Origin of the sequence: Sneathiella chungangensis (genome assembly GCF_009882935.1) — a bacterium.
GTDB classification, from domain to species: domain Bacteria; phylum Pseudomonadota; class Alphaproteobacteria; order Sneathiellales; family Sneathiellaceae; genus Sneathiella; species Sneathiella chungangensis.
This window is the reverse complement of record NZ_WTVA01000001.1, coordinates 18063-39649: the sequence shown is the minus strand read 5'-3', so window position 1 is coordinate 39649 and position 21587 is coordinate 18063. Positions and strand designations below refer to the sequence as shown.

Sequence of the window (21587 nt, the reverse complement as noted above, 5' to 3'; positions counted from 1 at the left end):
CCGCATTGAATTACAGGGCACGCCCGTCGCTCGTCCCGAAGAAACAGTCGCTGACCGACATGGCCTATTCCGCCATCAAGGCCGAGATCAATGCCGGGAAAATTCCGCTCGACAGCTTCATCGATATTCCGGAAATCGAACGCCAACTCGACATGAGCCGGACGCCGATCCGCGAGGCGATGCTGCGCCTGCAGACGGAGAAGGTGGTGGAGATCGTGCCCAAGCGCGGCATCCGCATTCTCGCCCTCACCGCCGGGGAGCTGAGCGATTACTACCAGGTCGTGACAGGCCTCGAGCTCCAGGCGATTGGCAATATCTGTGCGCGCAAACTCTCCCGCACGGACATCATGCCGCTGCTCTATGCGCTCTCGGGCGAGGAAACGGCGCTGCGCGGAGATAATCACGACGTCTGGGCGGACGCGGACGAGAAATTCCACCGCAGCCTCTTTATCCTCAACGGCAATGCGAAGCTACAGGAAACCGGCCTCTTCTTTCGCGACGTGATCCAGCGGGCCAACCTGGAGGCGCTGCGCCATCTTGCGCGGCGGGACAAGGAACGCTGCCTGCGCGATCACAACGCCGTCAAGGAGCTGCTCCTCGCCGCCAATGAAAAGGCCGCGCGCGAGAGCTATCTTGATCATAGCGACTGGCTGCGCGGCCTCATCACGGAGACACTTTTGGAAAAGGGCGTTACGCGTCTCTGATCTCCGCCTCTTTCAATTCCTTCATTTTTTTCGCGGGCGCGGCGTCCGCCCGATCTTTCCGCAGGCGCGGGATGGCGATGACATTGCCGGTCTGCGGTCCCGTCGGGATGCGGACGACAAAGTCGGAGCCGATCCCGGCGTAGGAGCTGCAGGTAATCTCGCCGCCGAGATTGCGGAGCGTCTCCTGCACCGAATAGAGCCCGATGCCGAGGCCGCCGGCCATCTGCGCCGCATTCTTCATGCGCACGCCCCGCTCAAAAATGCGCGGCACATCCTCCTCCTCGATACCGATACCCGTATCCTCGACCTTGAGAATGAGCGATTCCTCCTCAAGTGACGTGGTGATCTTCACCGCGCCGCCGGGCTTGGTGTAGTTGACCGCATTGCTGACGAGGTTCTGCACGATCCGCTGCAGCTGCGCCGGGAAGTCGATCTCGCGGCCCTCCGGCACGCGGTTGACCCAGTTGAACATCAGCTGCTTGTCCTCGATGACCGTGGTGAAGCGATCCAGCGTCGCCGAGATCGTCTCGTTGATCTTCTGGGTGGCCGGGCCGTCGAGATTGACCGCGAGGCGGCCTTCCGTCACCGGATTGGCGAGCGCGAGGAAATCCGCGACATGGGATTTGAGCGCCCCGGAAATTTCGAGCGCGCGGTCGGCGAAATCCTTCTCGTCGCGCCCGACATGAGAGGTGAACTCGGCGACCAGGTCATTGAACTTCTGGATATCGCGGCGGATCGACAGGCTGCCGTCGATTGTCTCGTTGGTCAGCTTGTGCTCGGCCTCGAACAGGATCCGCTCGCGCAGGCGGAGCTCGGAACTCTGGTCGAACAGCGCGACGATGCGCATGGTGCCGTCGCGGTTGGTCGAGAAATCGGCATGCACCGGGATGCGCCGCCCGCTCTGCAGCTCGATCGCCGTGCGGATGCGCTTGGCCCGGCCGGCGGCCAGCGTCTGCGCCTCCGCATCCGACAAATCCTCCTCGAGAATCTGCGTGAGCGAGGCGCCGACGAGATTGGCGGGCTGCGTCTCCAGCAGCTTCGCCGCGGCGACATTGCAATGGCGGATGATCCGGTCGGACCCGGCGATCAGGAAGGGCACCGTCGAATTATCGAGAAAGGTCTCCAGCAGCGACTTGGTTTCGGAGCGTTCCTGCATCGCGCGGCGCTTGAGATATTCGAACCGAAGCCCCATGACCACGGCGACCACCAGCAACAGCCCGATGGCGAAAAGCGTCGTATAGAGGGATTGCAGGTTGCTGCGGTCCTGATCCATGGCCGACAGCACGAGGGTGCGGACCTCCGCCTTTTCCTGCTCATACATCTTGAGGATTTCCCGGAACGCTTCGAACGCCTTGTCGTCATTGATCGAGATGCTGCTGTCGATGCCGGCGATACTTTCGCCCGCCTCGCGCAGCTGGTCGATGCGGTTGATGGAGACGAAATAGTCGCGAAGGGTCGCATCGATCGCCTCGATCTGCGGTTCCACCTCCGCGCCGAAATGATCGCGCAGCGCCTTCAGCTCCAGCCGGGCGTCCTCGAAATGCGTGAAGAATTGTTCCTTGTCCGCCGTCTCCCCACGCAGCAAATAATCCTTGAAGTTGTGGATCATGCTATGGAAGCCGACAAGGCTCGTCACCTGTTCGCTGGTGTTTGTGGTGTCCGAGAAATGCCGGTCGGCATCCATCCACCGCGCCGGCGCGTTCAATGAATAAACCTGGTAGGTCCAGAAAAACAGCAACGCAAAAAGGGCTGCAAGAAAAGCCAGTATTACCCCAAAATTCCTATGAAATTGTTCAGTCACGAGAATATGCCCTTACATCGATACTCAATACAAAAACGATGGATACAATGGTCCTCCCGATACTTTGCGACGAAACTCTTAACATTTCGTTAAGATCGGGTGGCGGGGGCTGAAGTATATTTTCGGGGGGTTAAAAAGCGTGGCTTTTGTGTGGCATTTGGATAAAAATTTATCTAATTTTAAGATTATGCAATACAATCATGGCGAAACTATGGTCGGGCGGTGATTCAGGGAAATTTCCCCGCCCGATGCCGCCGGAACGGGGATCTTCCGCCCGCGCCGAGGGCGTCTTAGACGAGGCGCGTCTCGATCTTGACTTCCGAATGCAGCGTGCGATGGACCGGGCAGCGGTCGGCAATTTCCATCAGCCGCGCCCGCTGTTCCTCCGTCAGATCGCCGGACAGCTCGATCTCGCGCTCGATAAAGTCGATTTTCCCCTCCCGGGTTTCGCAGTCGGCGCAATCCTCCGCATGGATTTTATCATGGTGCAGGCGCACCGCCACTTTCGTCAGCGGCCATTTCTTGCGCGCCGCATACATCCGGATCGTCATCGAGGTACAGGCGCCGAGCCCGGACAGCAGCAGGTCATAGGGCGACGGGCCGCGATTGGTGCCGCCGACAGTGAAGGGTTCATCGGCGAGCAGCCGGTGATCGTTGCTGTCGATATGCTGGAGGAACCCCGTCCCCGCCTCGATCACCAGCGTATCGCCCGCCGCCGCGTTGAGGCCGCTTTTCGGCATATCCTCGTTGAGCGCCGGGATATAGCGCGTCGCCCAGCTCGCGATCACATCGGCAACATAGGCGGCATCGGCCGGCCGGCTCAGGAGATGATCCGCCCCGTCGAGGGAGATAAAGCTTTTCGGATGCTTGGCGGCGACGAAAATATTCGTCGCGTTATTGATGCCGACCACGTTATCCAGCGGGCTGTGGAAGATCAGCAGGGCCTTGCGCAGATGTTTAAGCCGCGCTTCCTGGTTCTGGTCCTCGATATCCTCAAGGAACTGCCGGCTGACCTTGAACGGGCGGCCGCCGATATCGACGGTAACGGCTCCGTCGGCGCGGATCTTCTCATGGGCGTCCAGAAAATGATGGCCCGCATGGGCGGGATCAAAGGGCGCGCCGATGGTCGCCACCGCGCTCACCGCCGGCAGCTCCGTCGCCGCCGCCAGCACCGCCGCGCCGCCGAGGCTGTGGCCGATCAGCAGGCTCGGCGCCTCATGCTCCGATTGCAGAAATTCCGCCGCCTTCAGAAGATCGGCGATGTTGGAAGTGAAATTGGTGTTGGCGAATTCCCCGTCGCTCTCGCCAAGGCCGGTGAAATCGAAGCGCAAGGTGGCGATGCCGAGGGCGGCAAGCGCGCCGGACACGCGGGAGGCCGCATGGATATCCTTCGAGCAGGTGAAGCAATGGGCGAAGAGCGCATAGGTCAACGGCTTGCCGACCGGCAGGTCGAGCCGCGCCGCGAGCGTGCCGTCCGTTCCTTCAAAAGTCACTTTATCCGTCCGCACGTCCCGCTCCTTCGTTAAAATCCTGCCTCTATTTCCAATAGGGGTCGCGCAGCTCCCGTTTCAAGACCTTGCCGAGCGCATTTCGCGGAAAGTCCTCGCGCAGCTCCGCGCCGATGATCCGCTGGTTCTTGGCAAGCCGCTGGTTGGCCCAGTCGACCAGGGCGGCGGTATCGGTGACGCCTTTCCGCCCGATGACGAGGGCGAACGGGCTCTCGCCCCATTTCTCATGCGGCACGCCGATCACCGTCACGTCGAGAACGTCCGGATGCTCGCCGATGACCTCCTCGATATCGGCGGGAAAGATGTTGAAGCCGCCGGAGATGATCATATCCTTCTTGCGATCCATGATATAGAGATATCCCTCCGCGTCCAGCCGCCCGATATCGCCCGAGCGGAGGAAGGTCCGCCCGTCGGCCGCGCGGACGATCATCGCCTCGGTCAGGTCGTCGCGCCTGTGATATTCCTTCATCATGCCCGCGCCATAGCCGCAGATCTCGCCAATCTCCCCGCGTGGCAGCTCGTTGCCCGTGTCATCGAAGATCTTCACATCGAAGCCGAGCACGGGAAAGCCGACGCTGTCGGGCTTCGTGGCATGCATATGCGGCTTGCAGAGCGAGGCGAACCCTTCCGAATAGCCATAGAGCTCGTAAATATTCGGCGTCAAGCGTTTCAGCGCCGTCTCCTTGGTGTCGCGGCGGAGCGGCGATCCGGCGGAGAGCACCGCCTCCAGCCCCGAGAGGTCATAATCATCGAAGTCCGGATGGTCGAGGGTGACGATAAACTGCGTCGGCACCATGAAGGTATGGGTGATCTTCTCGCGCACCACGGTCTCGAGAAAGGCCTTGGGGCTGAATTCCGGCATGATCACGAGGGTGCCGCCGACGAACAGGATCGGCAGCGCCATCAGCATGGTGCCGTTCGAATAGAGCGAGGTGGTGGTCATCGCCCGCGCCTCCTCGTGAAAGCGCAGCTCGATGGCGTTGCTGTAGGACCATTGCTGGCGCACCCGGTGGGTCTGGACGATGCCCTTCGGCAGCCCCGTGGTGCCGGAGGAATAGATGATGTTATAGTCATCCTCGAGCTCATAGGCGACGGGCGGCATGTCACTGGAGGCCCCGGCGAGGAAACTCTCATAACTCTCCCATCCCGGCGCGGTGAAATCCATGGCGACGAAATTCCCCGCCGGTATTTTATCGAGCTTCGCACGGATTTCATCGATGCGCGCGCGGTAGGTCTCCGCCCCGATCAGGAAGCAGGCGTCGCAGTCATCGACGAGCGTGAGCAGCTGCGCCGCCGTCAGCAGCCCGCTCAACGGGACGATGCAGGCCCCGGCGCGCACGGTGCCGAGCATGACCTCCAGCCCCTCGATATTATTGCCGACCAGCACCGCGACCTTGTCGCCGCGGCCGATCCCGCGGGCAATCAGCGCATTCGCGATACGGCTCATGTTGGCATCGAACGCCCCCCATGTCCGCCGTGCCTCGCCGCAGATGACCGCCTCCTTGTCCGGGTGAAAACGGGCGTAGGTCGCATAGACCTGGGGCAGGAAGACATTGGCATGGTCGATCATCGTCGCTCCTCTTTATTATTGCTCTTGCGATGCTGAGAGAATGATAGCGGAACCGGTGGCGGCGTCAAAGCCGATCCTGCGCCCGCCCTTGTTGGTGCGATCCGGGGGCGAATAAAAACACCCGGCGGGGGACCGGGAGCATGAGGCGTCTACAGGGTATATCTTGGCGGGCGGTCAGCTTTCGTCGGCAGTGACCAGCGACTTGAAGAGATTTTCGAGCGCGACGCCGGGATCGAGAAGCTCGGCGCCGGTTGCCGGCAGGAAGCTGCTCTCGAGCGCCACGGTCTGCGCGGGCGGGCTCAAGGGCGGCAGCTGCGCGTCCATATAGGCGATATCCCCCGCATCCGGGACACTGCCGGCCTGGACGGAATCGAAGATCTGATCGAGATTGACCGGCACCTCGGCGACATCGGGCAGCAGCGGATCGCCGTCCCAGTCGGGCAGCGGCTCGACGCTCTCGCCGGTCGCCCGGGCGATGACGAGATCGACATCGAAGCCCCCCTCATCGAACTCCACCGGGATATCCGACATCTCGTCGGCAACCTCATAGGCCGCCACATCAAGGACGAATTCCTCGCCTTCACTGCCGAGCATGGGTGAAAATTCGTTAATAATTTCGAGGACCGCCGGGTCATGCGCAACGGACGCGATGAAGAGACCGTCACTCTCGTCACCGGCAAAAATCGTCACGACTGCTGCGTCTTCCTTGACCATCACTCATTCCATCGAATGCCCGCCCGAACGGGACAGTATGTCCGCCGACGGGTCTTGCAGTCTGATCAAAATAGACAGGAAAAGTGCCCCGCGCATACCTCATTCAGGGGATGGATGCGTTTTTTTTCAAAAAAATAAATTTAATAAAATTCAATGCATTAGAGGGTTTTCTTCATTTACGGTTAACAAAAAATGAACGGCCGGATTTTCTAAAGGCCCACCCTCCGCGCCCGGCGGAGATGATGCCCGAAACGCTCCCGCCGACAGCTAGTGCCGATGTTTTTAAAGCGCTATTTCCGCTCGTGACAGAGGCTCAAATCGGGGAATCGTCATGGCCTTCACCGCCCGATCCGGCCCCGCTTGCAACCGATTAACCTCCTCTTAACCTTCATTAAAAACCGTTTTTTAATAACTCTTGTTGATCATTGGAAATTGTCAATTTAGATTACATTTCCGATGAGGTGTATTGTGAGCCATTTACTGCAAGAAGTTACCGCAAAGTCCGCCGCCGCCGTTAAATCCGCCCTCTATGTCGGCGTGTTGACCGCGGGGCTCGGTTTTGCCCTTTCCCCTCTCGTGTCAACGGCGTCCGCTGAACCCGATGATCCGGATTATTTCCGCGTCAATATGAAGCCGGGCGCGAGCCTGAATGTCCGTCAGGATCCGTCGCTGAAAGCCAAGAAGATCGGCTCCCTCCCCGCCGAGGCGCAGGGAATCGTCAATCTCGGCTGTCATGTCGGCATGCCCTATCTTGAATGGCGCAATTCCACCACCGCCATCCGCAAGGTCGAGACGCGGCGCAAATGGTGCAATATCCAGTATAACGGCATGGTCGGCTGGACCGCCGGCCAGTATCTCGAGGCCGACCGCCCGGAGTAGGACGGCCCCCGAAATAGCGCGGTCCCGGGAATATCCGGACCGCGCAGACTACCCCATCCAGAAAAGCGCGGCCTGAAGAATGAACAGGTAGCGCGCCAGCTTGCCAATGCTCACCAGCAGCAGGAAGGGGCCGAACGGCACCCGGAGGGCACCGGCGACGATGGTGAGCGGATCACCGACAATCGGCGCCCAGGCAAGCAGCAGCGACCATTTCCCGTATTTTGCGAACCAGCGGACCGCCCGCTCATAATGCCGCTCTTTCACCGGGAACCATTTGCGGTCCCGGAATTCCGCGAAGAACCGCCCGAGAATCCAGTTGACGAGAGAGCCCAGTACATTACCGGTGACCGCCGCGATCAGGAGTCCGGTCGGCGTTCCCACCTCTTCAAGGATGAAACCGGTAAACAAAGCCTCCGACGTGCCGGGAAGCAAGGTCGCCGAGAGAAAGGCGCTGAGGAACAGGCTCGCATACGCGGCCGCCGCGCTCATCCTCCACCGTCAGGTTTTGGCGGGACGGCGCTGCGCCATCAGGTTCTTGCGCGCCTCCTCATCCCAGTTGCCGGAGGGTTTGCCGAACTCCCGCCCGACCTCGTAGCCGCGCCGGAGCGCCGGTCGCGTCTTGAGGCTGTCGTACCAGCGGCGGATATTGGGAAATTCGCTGAGGTCGATCTCCTGGCGCTTGTAGGTGAGAATCCAGGGCCAGCAGGCCATGTCGGCGATGGAATAATCGCCGCAGATATAGTCCCGCCCCTCCAGACGCGAATTCAACACATCGAAGAGCCGCAGCACTTCCGTGGTGTAGCGCTCCTGCGCGTACGGGATTTTCTCCGGCGCATAGAATTTGAAATGGCCGTTCTGGCCAAGCATCGGGCCGAGGCCGGCCATCTGCCACATCACCCATTCAATCACTTCTTTGCGCCCGCGCAAGTCGGCGGGCATGAATTTCCCCGTCTTCTCGGCAAGGTAAATCAGGATCGCCCCGGTCTCGAAGACGGAGATGGACGCGCCGCCGTCCGCCGGATTTTGGTCGATGATCGCGGGCATGCGGTTGTTGGGGCTGATGGCGAGGAAGTCCGGTTCGAACTGCTCCCCCTTGCCGATATTGATCGGGATAACGCGATAGTCGAGGCCCATTTCCTCTAGCGCGATGGAGATTTTCCACCCGTTCGGCGTCGGCCAGTAATAAAGATCGATCATGCGGTTACTTTCCCGAAATTTTCGCTTCGATGAGGGGGAAGCGGTCGTTGCCGAAGAACATGTCGCTCTTGTCGAGGAACATGGTCGGCGTGCCGAAGCCGCCGCGCTCGATCACCTCGGCGGTCGTCGCCTTGAGCCGGTCCTTATAGGCGGGATCGTTGATTTTCGCGAAGAAATCCGCCTTGCCCAGCCCGACATCGGCGGCAATCCCCGCAATCACCTCATCCTCGGAGATATCCCCGCCCTCGCTCCAGTAGCGCTCGAACACCCGGCGGGCGTAGGGTACGATGCAGCCTTCCTCAATCGCGACGAAGGCGCCGCGCATGGCCTTCACGCTGTTGACCGGAAAGACCGGAAGTTTCGACGTCGGGATGATCTTGATGCCGACAAAGGCCGCCCAGTCCTGCAAATCCTTCTGCATGTAGCGCTGCTTCGGGATCACCGGATTCTCGCGCGAGGCATAGACCGACGGATTGACCGTATTGAAGACGCCGCCGACCAGAAACGGGTGATAGCTGACCTCGAGATCGGGGTGGCGGGCGATCATCTGTTGCAGGCTTTCAAAGCCGAGATAGGTCCAGGGGCTGGAACAATCAAAGAAAAATTCGAGTTTATGCATCGGGGCAGGCCCTTCTATTTATTGTTTTACCTGTTGCGCCGTGATCCTAACATAGTAACATCTCGGAAAAAAACACAAGACGCGGAAAAAGGAAGAAGATTTGATGCAAAAGCGACCGCTTGGAAAAAACGGCCTGAAGGTCGGGGCCGTGGGCCTTGGATGTATGAGTTTCGCCGGGTTCTACGGATCCACGGATATCAAGGAAAGCCACGCAACGCTGGCCGCGGCGATGGAGCTCGGGGTCGATTTCCTCGATACCGCCAATGTCTATGGCGCGGGCAAGTCGGAGGAGATTATCGGCGCCTTCATCAAGGATCATCCGAATTTCTTCAAGATCGCGACCAAGGGCGGCATCAAGCGCGAACCCGGCGCAACAGAGCGAACATTTGATAACAGTGAAGCCTATTTACGCGGTGAACTTGAGAAATCACTTAAACGGCTTGGCGTCGAATATGTCGATCTCTATTACATCCACCGGCAGGACCAGAGTCGCCCCATCGAGGAAGTGACGGAAACGCTGGCGAAGTTCAAGCAGGAAGGCAAGATCGGCGGTTTCGGGTTTTCCGAGATTGCGCCCGCAACCCTCCGCCGGGCCCAGGCGGTGCATCCGGTGATGGCGGTGCAGAGCGAATATTCCCTCTGGACCCGGTTGCCCGAACTCGGCATGGTGCAGACCTGCGAGGAACTTGGCGTCACCTTCGTGCCCTTCTCGCCGGTCGGGCGCGGCATCTTCAGCAAAAAACCGCTCGATCCCGCGACCTTCAAGGAAACGGATTTCCGGAAGCATAACCCGCGCTTCGTCGAGCCGAATTTCTCTTACAATATGAAGGCGTTGGAGCCGTTTAATGAGATGGCCGCCGATAAGGGTGTGTCCCCGGCAACCCTCGCCATTGCCTGGCTGCTCGCGCAACCGGGCGACATGATCCCGATCCCCGGCACGCGAACGGCGGCGCATCTCAAGGAATGTGCGGACGCGGCGGAAATGACCCTGACGGCATCCGACCTTGCCGAAATTGAGAGGATCCTCCCCGTCGGATTCGCCCATGGCGCCCGCTATACGGACAGCCAGCTCTGGGGCACGGCGGTCTACGGCTGAGTTTCCCCCGGTTCGCCGGTAATTTCCGCCTTGCCGGATAATGACTTTATCCAGCCCGTAAAATGGCTATGATGTCGGAAATTTTCGCAAAAGGGGAAAAAATGGTGTCAACTAACAACCGGAGCATCATTCTGCTCTGTGTGCTGGCCGTGGTGGTCGGCGTCGTCGGCGGTATCGGCGCCTGGATCTTCCGGCTGCTGATCGGATTATTCCATAATCTCCTGTTCCTCGGCGAGTTCAGCCTGCAATATGACGCCAATGTCCATACCCCGACCGACGTCTGGGGGCCCTGGGTGATCCTGGTGCCGGTGATCGGCGCCGTCGGCGTCGCCTGGCTGGTCAAGACCTTCGCGCCGGAAGCCAAGGGCCATGGCGTACCCGAGGTGATGGACGCCATCTATTATAACGAGGGGCGCATTCGCCCGGTCGTCGTGATCGTGAAGTCCCTCGCCTCCGCCCTTTCCATCGGCAGCGGCGGCGCCATCGGCCGGGAGGGGCCGATCATCCAGATCGGCGCGACTTTCGGCTCGATGATCGGCAGCTGGGTGGAGATGCCGGCGCGCCAGCGGGTGATCCTGATGGCGGCGGGCGCCGGCGCCGGGATCGCGGCAACCTTCAACGCGCCCTTGGGCGGCATCCTCTTCGCGGTGGAACTGCTGCTGGTCTCGGTCAGCGCCCAAAGCATTTTCCTCGTCGCCGCCTCGACCATCATGGCGACCTATATCGGCCGCCAGCTGCTCGGCATGACGCCCAGCTTCGATGTGCCGGCGCTGCAGATTCCGGATTTCGGGATCGGCGCGAACTGGGGCCTGATCCTGTTCCTGCCCTTCGGGATACTTTGCGGGCTTGCGGGTACGCTGTTCGTGCGGGCAATCTACTGGGCGGAGGACAAGTTCGACGCCATGCCCGGCAATTACTACAGCCGCCATATGATCGGCATGGCGGTGGTCGGCGTGATGATCTACCTGATCCAGCTCTATGCCGGGCATTTCTATGTGCAGGGCGTCGGCTATGCGACCATCCTCGACGTGCTGGTCGGCGCGCTGTCGGACCCGTGGTTCCTGCTGCTGCTGTTCGCGCTCAAAATGATCGCGACCTGCCTCACCCTCGGCTCCGGCGCCTCGGGCGGCGTATTCTCGCCCTCCCTCTTCATGGGCGCGACGCTCGGCGCGGCGTTCGGCAGCGTCATGCATATGATCTTTCCGGGGCTCGCCGTCGGTATACCCGTCTTCGCCATCGCCGGCATGGCGGCAATGATCGGCTCGACCACCGGCGCGGTCTTCACCAGCGTCGTGATGCTGGCGGAGATGACCGGCGATCACAATACGGTGCTGCCGACGGTCCTCGCGACGGGGGTCGCCTACGTTGTGCGCCGCCATCTCTCACCGGCCAGCATCTATACGCTCAAGCTCAACCGCCGCGGCCATTCGGTGCCGGAGGGGCTGACCTCCGCCTTTCTCGCGGCCAAGGCCATCCGCGACATCATGAGCCGCGATTTCACGGTGCTGGGTGAAGGCGAGACGCCGCCCGACCGCCCGGGCATCGTGATCTGGACGCGCGGCGGCACGGTCGCCGTGACGGAGCGGCGCTTCGTCGATCGGAACCGGCCCGGGGAATCGCTGTCGGCCGGCGCGCCGGAGAATTACGTGATCGTCGCCGAGACCGCCAGCATGATTGACGTGCTGCAACAGCTGCGGGAGGTGCAGGCGGATATCGCCCTCGTCTCGCGCGCGCCGAACGCGGCGACCGCCGCCGATATCACCGGCGTCGTCACGGCGGCGGAGATTTCAAGCGCGCTGAAAGACGCGGCGGTCCTGCAGTAATCCCTAAAAGGCTTCGGCTCGGGCGTTTGTCCAGTCGGCGAGATAGCTCGGCCGGATGGTATCCGAGAGCAGCTCCCCGTTGTCCAGATATTCATAGATCTGGTCTGTGGTGAGTTCGGTCTGATCGGCGATGCGCTGATAGATATGATGCGGCGTCAGATCCTCCGGATCGTCGAGGCCGATGGCGCCGAGCAATTCGCGGAAACTCTCGATCGTGGCGTCATGGTAATTGGCGACATGTACTTGCCGCGTCTCGATATCGACGGCGCGGGCGCGGATGCGGTCCTGCGTCGCGATGCCCGTCGGGCAGGTGTTGGTGTTGCAGCGGAGCGACTGGATACAGCCGAGCGCGAACATCATCGGCCGGGCGACATTGCACATATCGGCGCCGAGCGCGACCTTCTCCATCAGGTCGAAGCCAGTGACCACCTTGCCGCTGGCGATGATGCGGATATCCTTGCGAAACCCGGTGCCGACCAGGCAGTTATGCACGAAGATCAGCGCCTCGTCGATGGGCACGCCGAGACGGTTGGAAAATTCGAGCGGCGCCGCGCCGGTGCCGCCTTCCGCCCCGTCGACGGTGATGAAATCGGGGAGGATGCCGGTTTTCAGCATCGCCTTGCAGATACCCATGAACTCGCTCCGCCGCCCGATGCAGAGCTTGAAGCCGATCGGCTTGCCGTCGGTCATCTCGCGGAGTTCAGCGACGAACTGCAGCAGCCCCTCCGGCGTCGAGAAGGCGGAATGGGCGGGCGGCGAGAGCACGTCCTTGCCCATGGGCACACCGCGGATGCGGGAGATTTCCTCATCCACCTTGGCCGCCGGCAGCACACCGCCATGGGCCGGCTTGGCGCCCTGGCTGAGCTTGATCTCGATCATCTTGACGACGTCGCGATTGGCATTCACCTTGAATTTCTCCGCGTCGAAATTGCCATCCTCCGTCCGGCAGCCGAAATAGCCGGTGCCGATCTGCCAGATGATGTCGCCGCCACCCGCCAGGTGATAGGGGCTGAGCCCCCCTTCCCCGGTGTTATGGGCAAAACCGCCGCGCTTCGCCCCGGCGTTGAGGGCATGGATCGCGTTCGGGCTGAGGGCGCCGAAGCTCATCGCCGAGATATTGAGGCGCGAGGCGTTATAGGGCCGCTTGCATTGCGGGCCGCCGACCGTGATCCGCGCCTTCTCCGGCGCGACATGCTTGGGCGAGAGCGAATGGCTGGCCCGCTGATAGCCGACCGCGCGGATATCCCATTGCGTGCCGAAGGGCTGCGTATCGAGGCCGCGCCGCGCCCGCGCATAGACGAGATTGCGCTGCATCCGGTTATAGGGACGGCCGCTCTCGTTGGTTTCGATGAAATATTGCTGGATTTCCGGGCTGATGAACTCAAACGCGTAGCGCAGATGCCCGACCACCGGATAATTCCGGAGCACATTATGACGGGCAAAGCGCATGTCATAAAGGCCGAGCAGGAAATAGGGCACCAGAATCCAGAGAAGATGCAGAACCCAGGGCCAGAAGAACTGAACGAGAAAAATCAGGACGAAGCCGGTAACGGATATTCCCCAGAAAATATTTCGCGCCATATGTACCCGTCCCCTATTTGTAAAACCCTCCTCAGGCTACCCCGTCAGTCGAAGACCTGTCCATGCTTGAATTGCTCATCCTGTCCCGCCGCCTCGGTCAGCGCGGCGACATTGTCCTTGGTGAAGAAGCCATCGAAGCCATGGCAACGCTCGACATATTCGGTGATCAGGAGGGTGTTTTTCGAATGTTTCGAGAAGATCTGCTTGAGGTTCGGCTCGTCCTTGCATTCGCCGACCACATGGGCAAGGAACGGCACGCCCCTTTCCTTCAGCGCCTCGACGACGAAATCGACATTCTTCTCGCCCGCGGCATGATCGCCGTCCTGCACCTCGATCGCGATATGATGCATGCGTCGGCCGTAGTTGCGCACGAACGTCTCCGTCGGCATCGGCCGGTTCTCGAAGGAATTGACGAAGGACGGCGTGTTGTTGGCGGTGAAGACCTTGGCCGGCGACAGCTTGTCATCCATGACCGAGCCGTTGCGGTTGACGTTGGTCGAGGAATTCATGTCCTTGATGTTATAGGCGCCCCAGAAATAATAGGGCACCTGGGTCAGGAATTCGAGGATCGCATCCTCCCGGTCGGCGGCGAGAATGCGCGTCGCCATATGGTCGATACCGAGCAGGAGCTCGCCGACGCCCGAGCTTTCAGCAAAATCCGCCGCCGCATCGAGCCTTGCCTGCTCCGCCGCCGTCAGCGCGAACCGCCCGCCGAGGCCAAGGCTGTCCGGATCGTTGAAATCATGGCCGCTGTAGCCGATGCGGTTGCCGGTGAAGTCGGAGGGCATGGAGAACAGAAAGCCCTCCGCCGTGTAGAAGGGATTCTCGACCTCCCCCGGATATTCGAAGCGGACCGCCTGATCCTCGAGGGCGCCGCGGATCTCGTCAAGCGGCCCGCCCTCGTATATCTCGCCGATATAGCGGCTGTGCGGCGTCGCGCGCGAGAGCGGATACATGCGGTTAATGCGCGTGACATATTCCTCGAACGACGGGCTTAAGGGCTCCATCAGAATGATCGCCGGGAAGACCGGGCGGCTGTGCAGCACATGGAAGCGGTGCGTCTCGCCAATATAGCTCGCCGCATGGCGATAGGGCGTCATCGCATAGAGCTCGACCATGGTCTCGACGCTGGTTCCCGGCTCCACCTGCATGACCACGACGCGCATGCCGCCGACCAGATCCTCGATCCCGCTCGATTTCCGCCGCTCGTAGATTTTCGGGCGGAACTCGTTGAAGAAATCGGAGTTCTTCTTGTCTCCCTTCGGCTGGTAGTTCTGGTAATCAAACGCCATTGCCTCTTCCCTTTGTCGTATTTTGCTTTCCGCCTGTGGCCGGTCAGGCCGGCTTATGGACAGATTTATTGTCGTTTTCCCCCATCCTGACCGGATCATAGAGCGATTTCAACTGCTTGCGAAGGATAATTACGGACGCCAACAGGAGAAGGGCGCCATAGAAAAAGTAGGACTGAATCAGATTTACCGGTGCCGTGATGAAATTTTCCTGCGTGACAAACTGAAAAAGATTGGCATCCAGATAGTACCCCAACACCGCCAACGCAAGGCACAGCTTCACGGTCCAGTTCGGAGCTGTCTTCGCAAGATTAATCGCGGCGCTCAGTACCAGGATAATAACCGGCCAGATCGCGCCGTAATGATGTTCCCAGGCAATCGGAGAGGCAATTGTCAACAGGATGATCATCATCGACAGGTCCAGAGCGGACAGGACGGGATTGTTGGCCGCATTCCTCTGCCGATACAGGAGCCCGAACAGGAGGAAGCCTATTGTAGAGATCAGCGTGCCGAAACGTACATAGCTATTATACGGCGCATAGCTCTCTGCCATCCAAACCAGCGGATTGATGTCACTGAAGAGGCGGTTGAGCAGTCCGTTGATACTCTGGTTGGGCCAGTAAACCTCGCCATGTTTGCCGATATGGGACAGGACGGAAAGATAATCCAGATGTTCGCGAAACCCGAAAACAAGGAGTGAAACGATCCCCGCCGGTATCAAAACAAGGAGCATTCCTACGCAAAACCGGCCCTCTTTCCTAATCATGGCCCAGATTATCAGGAGACCGAAATGCGGCTTCACCAGCGTCGCCAGGGCAATCAGGACCCCGGCAAACAGCTTGCCGTTAATTAGCCAGGCCACGAAGGCAAGGCTGATCAGAAAGTCCAGCAGTGTCTGAATTTGCCCAAGTTCGTATCCCCTCAGAAGGGGATAAAACGAAAAGGTGCCGATCAGCATGAGAAGAAAAAACACGATCTTTACGCCGATCGAATGCGCGACGCGGCCGTTAAACTGTTCCGCCACCTTGATCGCCAGGACATATAAACAGACCGCAATTCCGACGATCGAGACGAGTGAGACCAGGTTCAGATAATAAACGATGCTTTCATAGGTTATATCGAGCCAGACGAACACCATAAAGGGCAGCAGGCTTATCGGTGGATATTGGAATTTGACGTGGTTTTCGAAAAAAATTGTCTGGTAAATACCCACATCAGGGTTGTTGATTTTCTCGAGCGCCGCAAGATACATGGGGGCCCATGAATCCGCAGCGGCATCGAGCGCAAAAACATGCTCGAAAGATTGTATCACCATGCTGTCGAGCGGGTCGCCGCCGAAAATTTCCTTTAGAAACGTGAGCGCGACCACGCCGCCCAGTATCAGCGACAGGTAAATCAGGGAGTTGGCCTGTCCGTCCCGTGCGTCAGAGGTCGACATTAACGAACTCCCGCGTCCCTAACATTGTCATGATGTAAAACATCCGATACGCCTTTCGCCCCATCTCACGTTACGTCAGCTCCTGATAGGCCGGGGTCCAGAACCGTTCCTCGATCCGCCGGACGAGCTCGGCGCCGCTCAAATCCGGCGCGACCTTATCCTGCACCGCCTGCTTCGCGACTGCAAGCGCGACGGCCTTGCTGACCTCGCGGATATCGGAAATCGGCGGCAGCAGCGCCGCATGCGGGTCTTGCAGCGCCGGTGACAGCTCGGCAAGCGCGCGCGAGGAGGCCATGAACATATTGTCGGTCACCCGCGTCGCCCCGCCTGCCAGCACGCCGAGCCCGACGCCGGGGAAGATATAGGTGTTGTTGCTCTGGGAGATATGATGGGTCTTACCCTTGAAGGTGACGGGCTCGAACGGGCTGCCCGTGCCGATCAGGGCCTGGCCGTCGGTCCATTCGAGGATATCCTCGGGCACCGCCTCGGCGCGCGAGGTCGGGTTGGAGAGCGGGAAGATGATCGGCCGCTCGGTATTCTTCGCCATTTCGCGGATAATCTCCTCGGTGAACAGGCCATGCTGACCGGAGACGCCGATCAGGATGCTCGGCATGCCGTTCTTGACCACATCGAGCAGGCTGATCGAACCATCGGCGGCGCTCGACCAGGAGGCAACGCTCGCATGATCCTGCGTCAGCTGTTCCTGGAACGCCATCAACCCCTCCATGTCGCTGTGCAGCAGGCCATAACGGTCGACCATATAGACGCGCTTTCGCGCCTCGGCATCCGACAGCCCCTCGTCGATCATCACGCGGATCAGCTGCTCGGCGATGCCGGCGCCCGCCGAGCCCGCGCCGAGGAAGGCGATATGATGCTCCGAAAGCGGCTTGTCCAGCATCTTGCAGGCGGCCAGCAGCGTGCCCGCCGCGACCGCCGCCGTGCCCTGGATATCATCGTTATAGGTGCAGAGCTCGTCGCGGTATTTCGCGAGCAGCGGTTCGGCATGGGGCTGGGCGAAATCCTCGAACTGCAGGAGCACGCCCGGCCATTTGCGCTTCACCGCCTGGATGAACTGATCGACGAAATCGAAATAGTCATCGCCGGTGATCCGCTCATGCCGCCAGCCGATATAGAGCGGGTCCTTCAGCCGCTCCTCGTTATTGGTGCCGACATCGAGGATGATCGGCAGCGTCACAGAGGGATCGACCCCGCCCGCCGCCGTATAGAGCGCGAGCTTGCCGATCGGGATGCCCATGCCGCCGGTGCCCTGGTCGCCGAGGCCGAGGATGCGCTCGCCGTCGGTGACCACGATCGCCTCGACCGTCTCGTTCAGCGCATTGTCGAGGATCCGGTCGATCTCGTGGCGGTGCGGATAGGAGATGAACAGGCCGCGCGGGCGGCGGTAAATCTCGCTGAACTGCTCGCAGGCCTCGCCGACCACGGGCGTATAGATCAGCGGCATCATCTCGGCGACATGGCGGATGACGAGGTTGTAGAACAGCACCTCGTTGGTGTCCTGAAGGGCGCGGAGGTAAATATGCCGCTCAAGGTCCGTATCCTTCGCCTGCAGCGCCCGGTAGGCGCGGTCCGTCTGCTCCTCCAGCGTCTCGATATGCGGCGGCAACAGGCCGAGAAGCCCGTATTTCTGCCGCTCATCAAGGGTGAAGGCCGTGCCCTTGTTCAAAACCGGCTCGCTCAGCAGCGCGAGACCCACAGGGATATTCCCGGAAAATTCAGCCATCCTCTAGTCCACCTATTACCTGTTAAAGACGTATTTGTTCCGCATTTACACACGAGACTTACTATAGCCATGTCAATTTGACGATAGCAAGCCGGGAGATGGGAAAAATGGAGGGGGATAATACGGCGCTATGTCGCCTGATTACCAAAGATGCCGATCCGTACCCTTAAATTGTATAATTTTCCCATCAATACTAAATTTTAACGAAATGTAGCGACACTTTGATAATTTACGACGCGCCGCTACAGAGGCTTCAGGATGCGGATTTGGTTTCTACTTCTTATGGTAATCAGTATTTCTTTCGGAATCTGGGAAACGGTGGACGCTGTTTTCTTTACTCCCGGCATTTTTGACGTTGCGGAATCCTATTACTTCGAATTTCCCCTATACGCCTATTTCGGTTTTTCGTTCTGGGGCGGTTTGGCGCTTCTCTTTGCCTTAATGACGCGGAAGGAATGGGGATATCCCCTCGCCTTTACCTACATCATCATCAATTTCGCCGTCGCCCTCTTAATCGGCGTCGTCAATATTCTCGACGAAACTTTCATGTTGAAATACTTGCTCGCTATCGCTCCGCCGAGCGAGCGAGACATTGGATTCATCGCCGAATACGTCGCCGCGCCGTCAACGCAACTCAGGGCCAAGGTCGGACTCATCGTCATCCTGCTTCCCTCCGCCTATTATTTATGGCTCGTCCGGAGAAACAGGGAATATTTCTGCAACTAAGGCGATGTCACGGAAAGGTTTGCCGGTCATCCATGCGACGGAAAAAGTGAGAATTATTATGAATTTCAGCAAGGGCGCCTTTATCTGTCTATTCCTATTCTGCCTGTCAACTGGCGGCGTTCATGCGGCCGGCCCCCTGTCACCTGTTGAGGCGAAATATCAGGCCGAATACCCGGCGTTGTTTGAGAAATACAGCAAAGCGGTGACGCTTATCGAAAGCCCTGGCAGAAACCCCGCAGGTCTTAAGGAGGCAAATGTCCTCCTTGGTGAGATTATCAAGGCGAACCTGAATTTCGCACCGGCTTACGTTGCCTATGCGCGTCTGACATTTCTCTTGGGTTTCGATCCCGGCCAATTAAGCAATAATTTGCGACCAAGTTATGCGGAAGGAACGACGGACAGAGTTCAGGCCGCCGCGCGGCAGGCATTGAACCTGGAGCCGTCCTATGCGGATGCGTATCTTCCTATCGCATTTGCCCATATTTACTGGGGCGAGTTCGAACAGGCGCGGCAAGCCCTGCAAATGGCGGATGCACTGGGATCAAAATCCCCGTGGCTGTATTTATACAATGCGAAGATACTGTTCGGTGAAAGAAAATATGATGCGGCGAAGCTGCTTTATCAGTTCGTGCTGGATCAGGAAGTTACCGACAAATCTGCGTATCATCATGCGCTTTTTGAGTTGGCCAACAGTTACCGCTTTTCGAGAGGATACGACGAGGCGGAAGTCTGGTACCTGAAAGCCATCGATTATGCACCGCGCCCCTCCCATCTGAATACATACGCCTCATTCCTGATCTATATTCGAACGGATTTTGACAAAGCGATCGAAGTCGGACGGCGGTCCATGGAACTTGAGACGACATATTTCACGAATTTCATTACCGGCATCGCTTATTACGCGAAAGCAAGCACAATCGAGGCAGAATCCGGAGAATACGCCGCCCAGCCTTACCTGGACACGGCCACGGAAATATTTCCGGAGATGTTGACGGCGATGAGCCAGCTCGGAAACCACCGAAACACGCGGCATTTATCCTGGTTTCTTGACAGGAAAATACGGAAGACAATCGAAAACGCGAGGTCCCGTAAACAAACATAAAATCGGCATCTTTTCCGCGATTCCAAGATTATACCTTTACTCGCATACCGATTCTTGATTTTCTACCCAAAGAGGGACAGCGACATCTGTCGCGGTCATTTGCGGTTCTTTTTTGACTAGAAAACTGGAAATCATAATCTCATGAAACTTAATCGTTCCATCGGGTTGGTTGGGTTGACGTTGATTGCGACGGGGGGGATTCTGGGCTCGGGCTGGTTGTTTGCGCCGGAACTGGTGGCGCGCGATGCCGGGCCGGCGGCGATCCTCTCCTGGGTGATCGGCGCGGTGATCATGCTCCTCCTCGCGCTCACCTTCGCCGAGGTGTCCGGGATGCTCCCCGTCGCCGGCGGGCTGGCGCAGGTGCCGCTGTTCAGCCACGGCAAGCTGGTCAGCACGGTGATGGCCTGGACGGCCTGGGTCGGCTATGCGGTGACGGCGCCGATCGAGGTGTCGGCGATGATGAAATACATGTCCGCCTGGATCCCCGAATTCGAGCGCGCGGGCGATGGCCGCCTGCCCCTCATGGCGCTGCTGGCCGGCCTCGGCATCCTTGCGGTCATGGTCTTCATCAACGCCTGGGGCGTGCATATCTTCACCCGGGTGAACAGCGGCCTGACCTGGATCAAGGTGCTGCTGCCGGCGATCATCGTCGGCGCCTTCCTGAGCGAGCGGTTCGATCTCGCCAATTTCACCACCCCCTCCTTCGCGCCGTTCGGATATGAGGGCATCCTGACCGGCGTCTCGACGGGCGGCGTGATCTTCGCCTTTCTCGGCTTCCGCCATGCCATCGATCTCGCCGGGGAGGTCCGGAGCCCGCACCGGACGATCCCGATCGCGCTGATCTCGGCGCTGCTCTTCTGCCTTGTCATCTATATCGGCGCGCAGGCGGCCTTTACCGGCGCTCTCACCGGGACGGAGCTCGGCGGCGGCTGGCAGGCGCTCGACTTCGGTCATGATTACGGGCCGTTCGCCGATCTCGGCCTGTCGCTCGGGCTGGTCTGGTTGTTGAGCCTGATCTATGCGAGCGCCATCATCGCGCCCTTCGGCGGCGGCCTCGTCTCGACGGGATCGAATGCGCGGCTCGCCATGGCGATGGCAAGTAACGGGCAGTTTCCGAAGCTGATCGCCCGCATCTCGCCCGAAGGCGTGCCGCTCTATGCGCTGCTGCTCAACTGGTGCATCGGCGCGGCGGCGCTCGCCCTCGCGACCTTCCAGCAGATGGTCAGCCTGACGAGCGCGGCCATCGTGCTCTCGCTGGTCTCCGGGCCCATCGCCGTCCATGCCCTGCGCCGCCAGCTGCCGGACCGCCCCCGCTATTTCCGCCTGCCCGCCGTCGGCCTGCTCGCCAATCTCGGCTTTATCGCCGCCACCCTCACGCTGTACTGGAGCGGCTGGACATCGATCCGCCTCCTGCTCTTCCTGATCCTCGCCGGGCTGGTCCTGTTCCTCCTGTTCCGCCGCCTGTCGGACACGCGGGAAAGCCTTGACCTGCGCGAGGCGCTCTGGCTGCTGCCCTATCTTGTCGGCCTCGGCCTGCTCTCCTATTTCGGGAATTTCGGCGATGGCCGCGGGCTCATCCCCTTCGGCTGGGACCTCGCCCTCGCCGCACTGCTCAGCCTCGTGATCTTTGCCTATGCCGGCCAGAGCCGCCTGCATCCCGCGGCGGTGCTCGACTATCTTGCGGAAAGCGAAAAATCCGTCAAACCGGCGGGCAGCAAAAACAACGAAATACAACAGAGCCCATGACGAAACCGTTTGTTATCTATCATATTCCCCTATGTCCCCCTTCCCGGCAGGTG

The 21587-nt window shown here is 59.7% G+C and carries 18 protein-coding genes; 7 read left to right on the top strand and 11 right to left on the bottom strand.

The window, feature by feature from the left end:
* Window positions 1-5: 5 nt before the first annotated feature.
* Window positions 6-704 (top strand): GntR family transcriptional regulator, encoded by a 699-nt coding sequence (locus GQF03_RS00185; protein WP_161337172.1) that lies wholly within the window; start codon window positions 6-8, stop codon window positions 702-704.
* Here the strand turns inward: GQF03_RS00185 and GQF03_RS00180 are convergent.
* From GQF03_RS00180 to GQF03_RS00165, 4 genes are all read right to left on the bottom strand, one after another.
* Window positions 691-2409: a sensor histidine kinase gene (locus tag GQF03_RS00180; RefSeq protein ID WP_161337171.1), complete on the bottom strand. Its 1719-nt coding sequence runs from the start codon at window positions 2407-2409 to the stop codon at window positions 691-693. The genes GQF03_RS00185 and GQF03_RS00180 overlap by 14 nt on opposite strands.
* 386 nt (window positions 2410-2795) lie before the next feature.
* A complete protein-coding gene (locus GQF03_RS00175) occupies window positions 2796-4013 on the bottom strand; it encodes an alpha/beta fold hydrolase (RefSeq protein WP_161337170.1) in 1218 nt (405 codons plus the stop codon).
* Between the two features lie 28 nt (window positions 4014-4041).
* The gene (locus GQF03_RS00170; RefSeq protein WP_161337169.1) at window positions 4042-5583 is read right to left on the bottom strand and encodes a class I adenylate-forming enzyme family protein; all 1542 of its coding nucleotides are present in this window, start codon (window positions 5581-5583) and stop codon (window positions 4042-4044) included.
* Between the two features lie 174 nt (window positions 5584-5757).
* The gene (locus tag GQF03_RS00165; protein ID WP_161337168.1) at window positions 5758-6297 is read right to left on the bottom strand and encodes a hypothetical protein; all 540 of its coding nucleotides are present in this window, start codon (window positions 6295-6297) and stop codon (window positions 5758-5760) included.
* Window positions 6298-6765: 468 nt separating this feature from the next.
* Between GQF03_RS00165 and GQF03_RS19070 the strand changes: the two genes are divergently transcribed.
* The gene (locus tag GQF03_RS19070; protein ID WP_161337167.1) at window positions 6766-7176 is read left to right on the top strand and encodes an SH3 domain-containing protein; all 411 of its coding nucleotides are present in this window, start codon (window positions 6766-6768) and stop codon (window positions 7174-7176) included.
* A 48-nt stretch (window positions 7177-7224) separates the two neighbouring features.
* Here the strand turns inward: GQF03_RS19070 and GQF03_RS00155 are convergent, their stop codons facing one another.
* Genes GQF03_RS00155 through GQF03_RS00145 form a run of 3 tightly spaced genes read right to left on the bottom strand, consistent with a single transcriptional unit; the run spans window position 7225 to window position 8992 of the window.
* Window positions 7225-7665: a YqaA family protein gene (locus GQF03_RS00155; RefSeq protein ID WP_161337166.1), complete on the bottom strand. Its 441-nt coding sequence runs from the start codon at window positions 7663-7665 to the stop codon at window positions 7225-7227.
* Between the two features lie 9 nt (window positions 7666-7674).
* Entirely contained in the window at window positions 7675-8373 is a 699-nt protein-coding gene (locus GQF03_RS00150) for a glutathione S-transferase N-terminal domain-containing protein (protein WP_161337165.1), read from the bottom strand.
* A gap of 4 nt (window positions 8374-8377) precedes the next feature.
* A complete protein-coding gene (locus GQF03_RS00145) occupies window positions 8378-8992 on the bottom strand; it encodes a 2-hydroxychromene-2-carboxylate isomerase (protein WP_161337164.1) in 615 nt (204 codons plus the stop codon).
* Window positions 8993-9095: 103 nt separating this feature from the next.
* Here GQF03_RS00145 and GQF03_RS00140 point away from each other — a divergent pair, with 103 nt between their 5' ends.
* The gene (locus GQF03_RS00140) at window positions 9096-10088 is read left to right on the top strand and encodes an aldo/keto reductase (protein ID WP_161337163.1); all 993 of its coding nucleotides are present in this window, start codon (window positions 9096-9098) and stop codon (window positions 10086-10088) included.
* Between the two features lie 101 nt (window positions 10089-10189).
* The gene (locus tag GQF03_RS00135) at window positions 10190-11911 is read left to right on the top strand and encodes a chloride channel protein (RefSeq protein WP_161337162.1); all 1722 of its coding nucleotides are present in this window, start codon (window positions 10190-10192) and stop codon (window positions 11909-11911) included.
* Between the two features lie 3 nt (window positions 11912-11914).
* Here the strand turns inward: GQF03_RS00135 and GQF03_RS00130 are convergent, their stop codons facing one another.
* From GQF03_RS00130 to GQF03_RS00115, 4 genes are all read right to left on the bottom strand, one after another.
* Window positions 11915-13492, bottom strand: coding sequence for an FMN-binding glutamate synthase family protein (locus GQF03_RS00130; RefSeq protein WP_161337161.1), 1578 nt, complete (start codon window positions 13490-13492; stop codon window positions 11915-11917).
* A 44-nt stretch (window positions 13493-13536) separates the two neighbouring features.
* A complete protein-coding gene (locus GQF03_RS00125; protein ID WP_161337160.1) occupies window positions 13537-14784 on the bottom strand; it encodes a hypothetical protein in 1248 nt (415 codons plus the stop codon).
* A 43-nt stretch (window positions 14785-14827) separates the two neighbouring features.
* A complete protein-coding gene (locus tag GQF03_RS00120) occupies window positions 14828-16219 on the bottom strand; it encodes a glycosyltransferase family 87 protein (protein ID WP_161337159.1) in 1392 nt (463 codons plus the stop codon).
* Between the two features lie 70 nt (window positions 16220-16289).
* Window positions 16290-17960: an NAD-dependent malic enzyme gene (locus GQF03_RS00115; protein ID WP_161337158.1), complete on the bottom strand. Its 1671-nt coding sequence runs from the start codon at window positions 17958-17960 to the stop codon at window positions 16290-16292.
* A gap of 282 nt (window positions 17961-18242) precedes the next feature.
* Here GQF03_RS00115 and GQF03_RS00110 point away from each other — a divergent pair, with 282 nt between their 5' ends.
* The 3 genes from GQF03_RS00110 (at window position 18243) to GQF03_RS00100 (ending at window position 21534) form a co-directional block, all read left to right on the top strand.
* A complete protein-coding gene (locus tag GQF03_RS00110; protein WP_161337157.1) occupies window positions 18243-18686 on the top strand; it encodes a hypothetical protein in 444 nt (147 codons plus the stop codon).
* A 58-nt stretch (window positions 18687-18744) separates the two neighbouring features.
* On the top strand, window positions 18745-19788 hold the full coding sequence (locus GQF03_RS00105; protein WP_161337156.1) for a tetratricopeptide repeat protein: 1044 nt from the start codon (window positions 18745-18747) through the stop codon (window positions 19786-19788).
* A gap of 141 nt (window positions 19789-19929) precedes the next feature.
* Window positions 19930-21534: an APC family permease gene (locus GQF03_RS00100; RefSeq protein WP_161337155.1), complete on the top strand. Its 1605-nt coding sequence runs from the start codon at window positions 19930-19932 to the stop codon at window positions 21532-21534.
* Window positions 21535-21587: the final 53 nt, after the last annotated feature.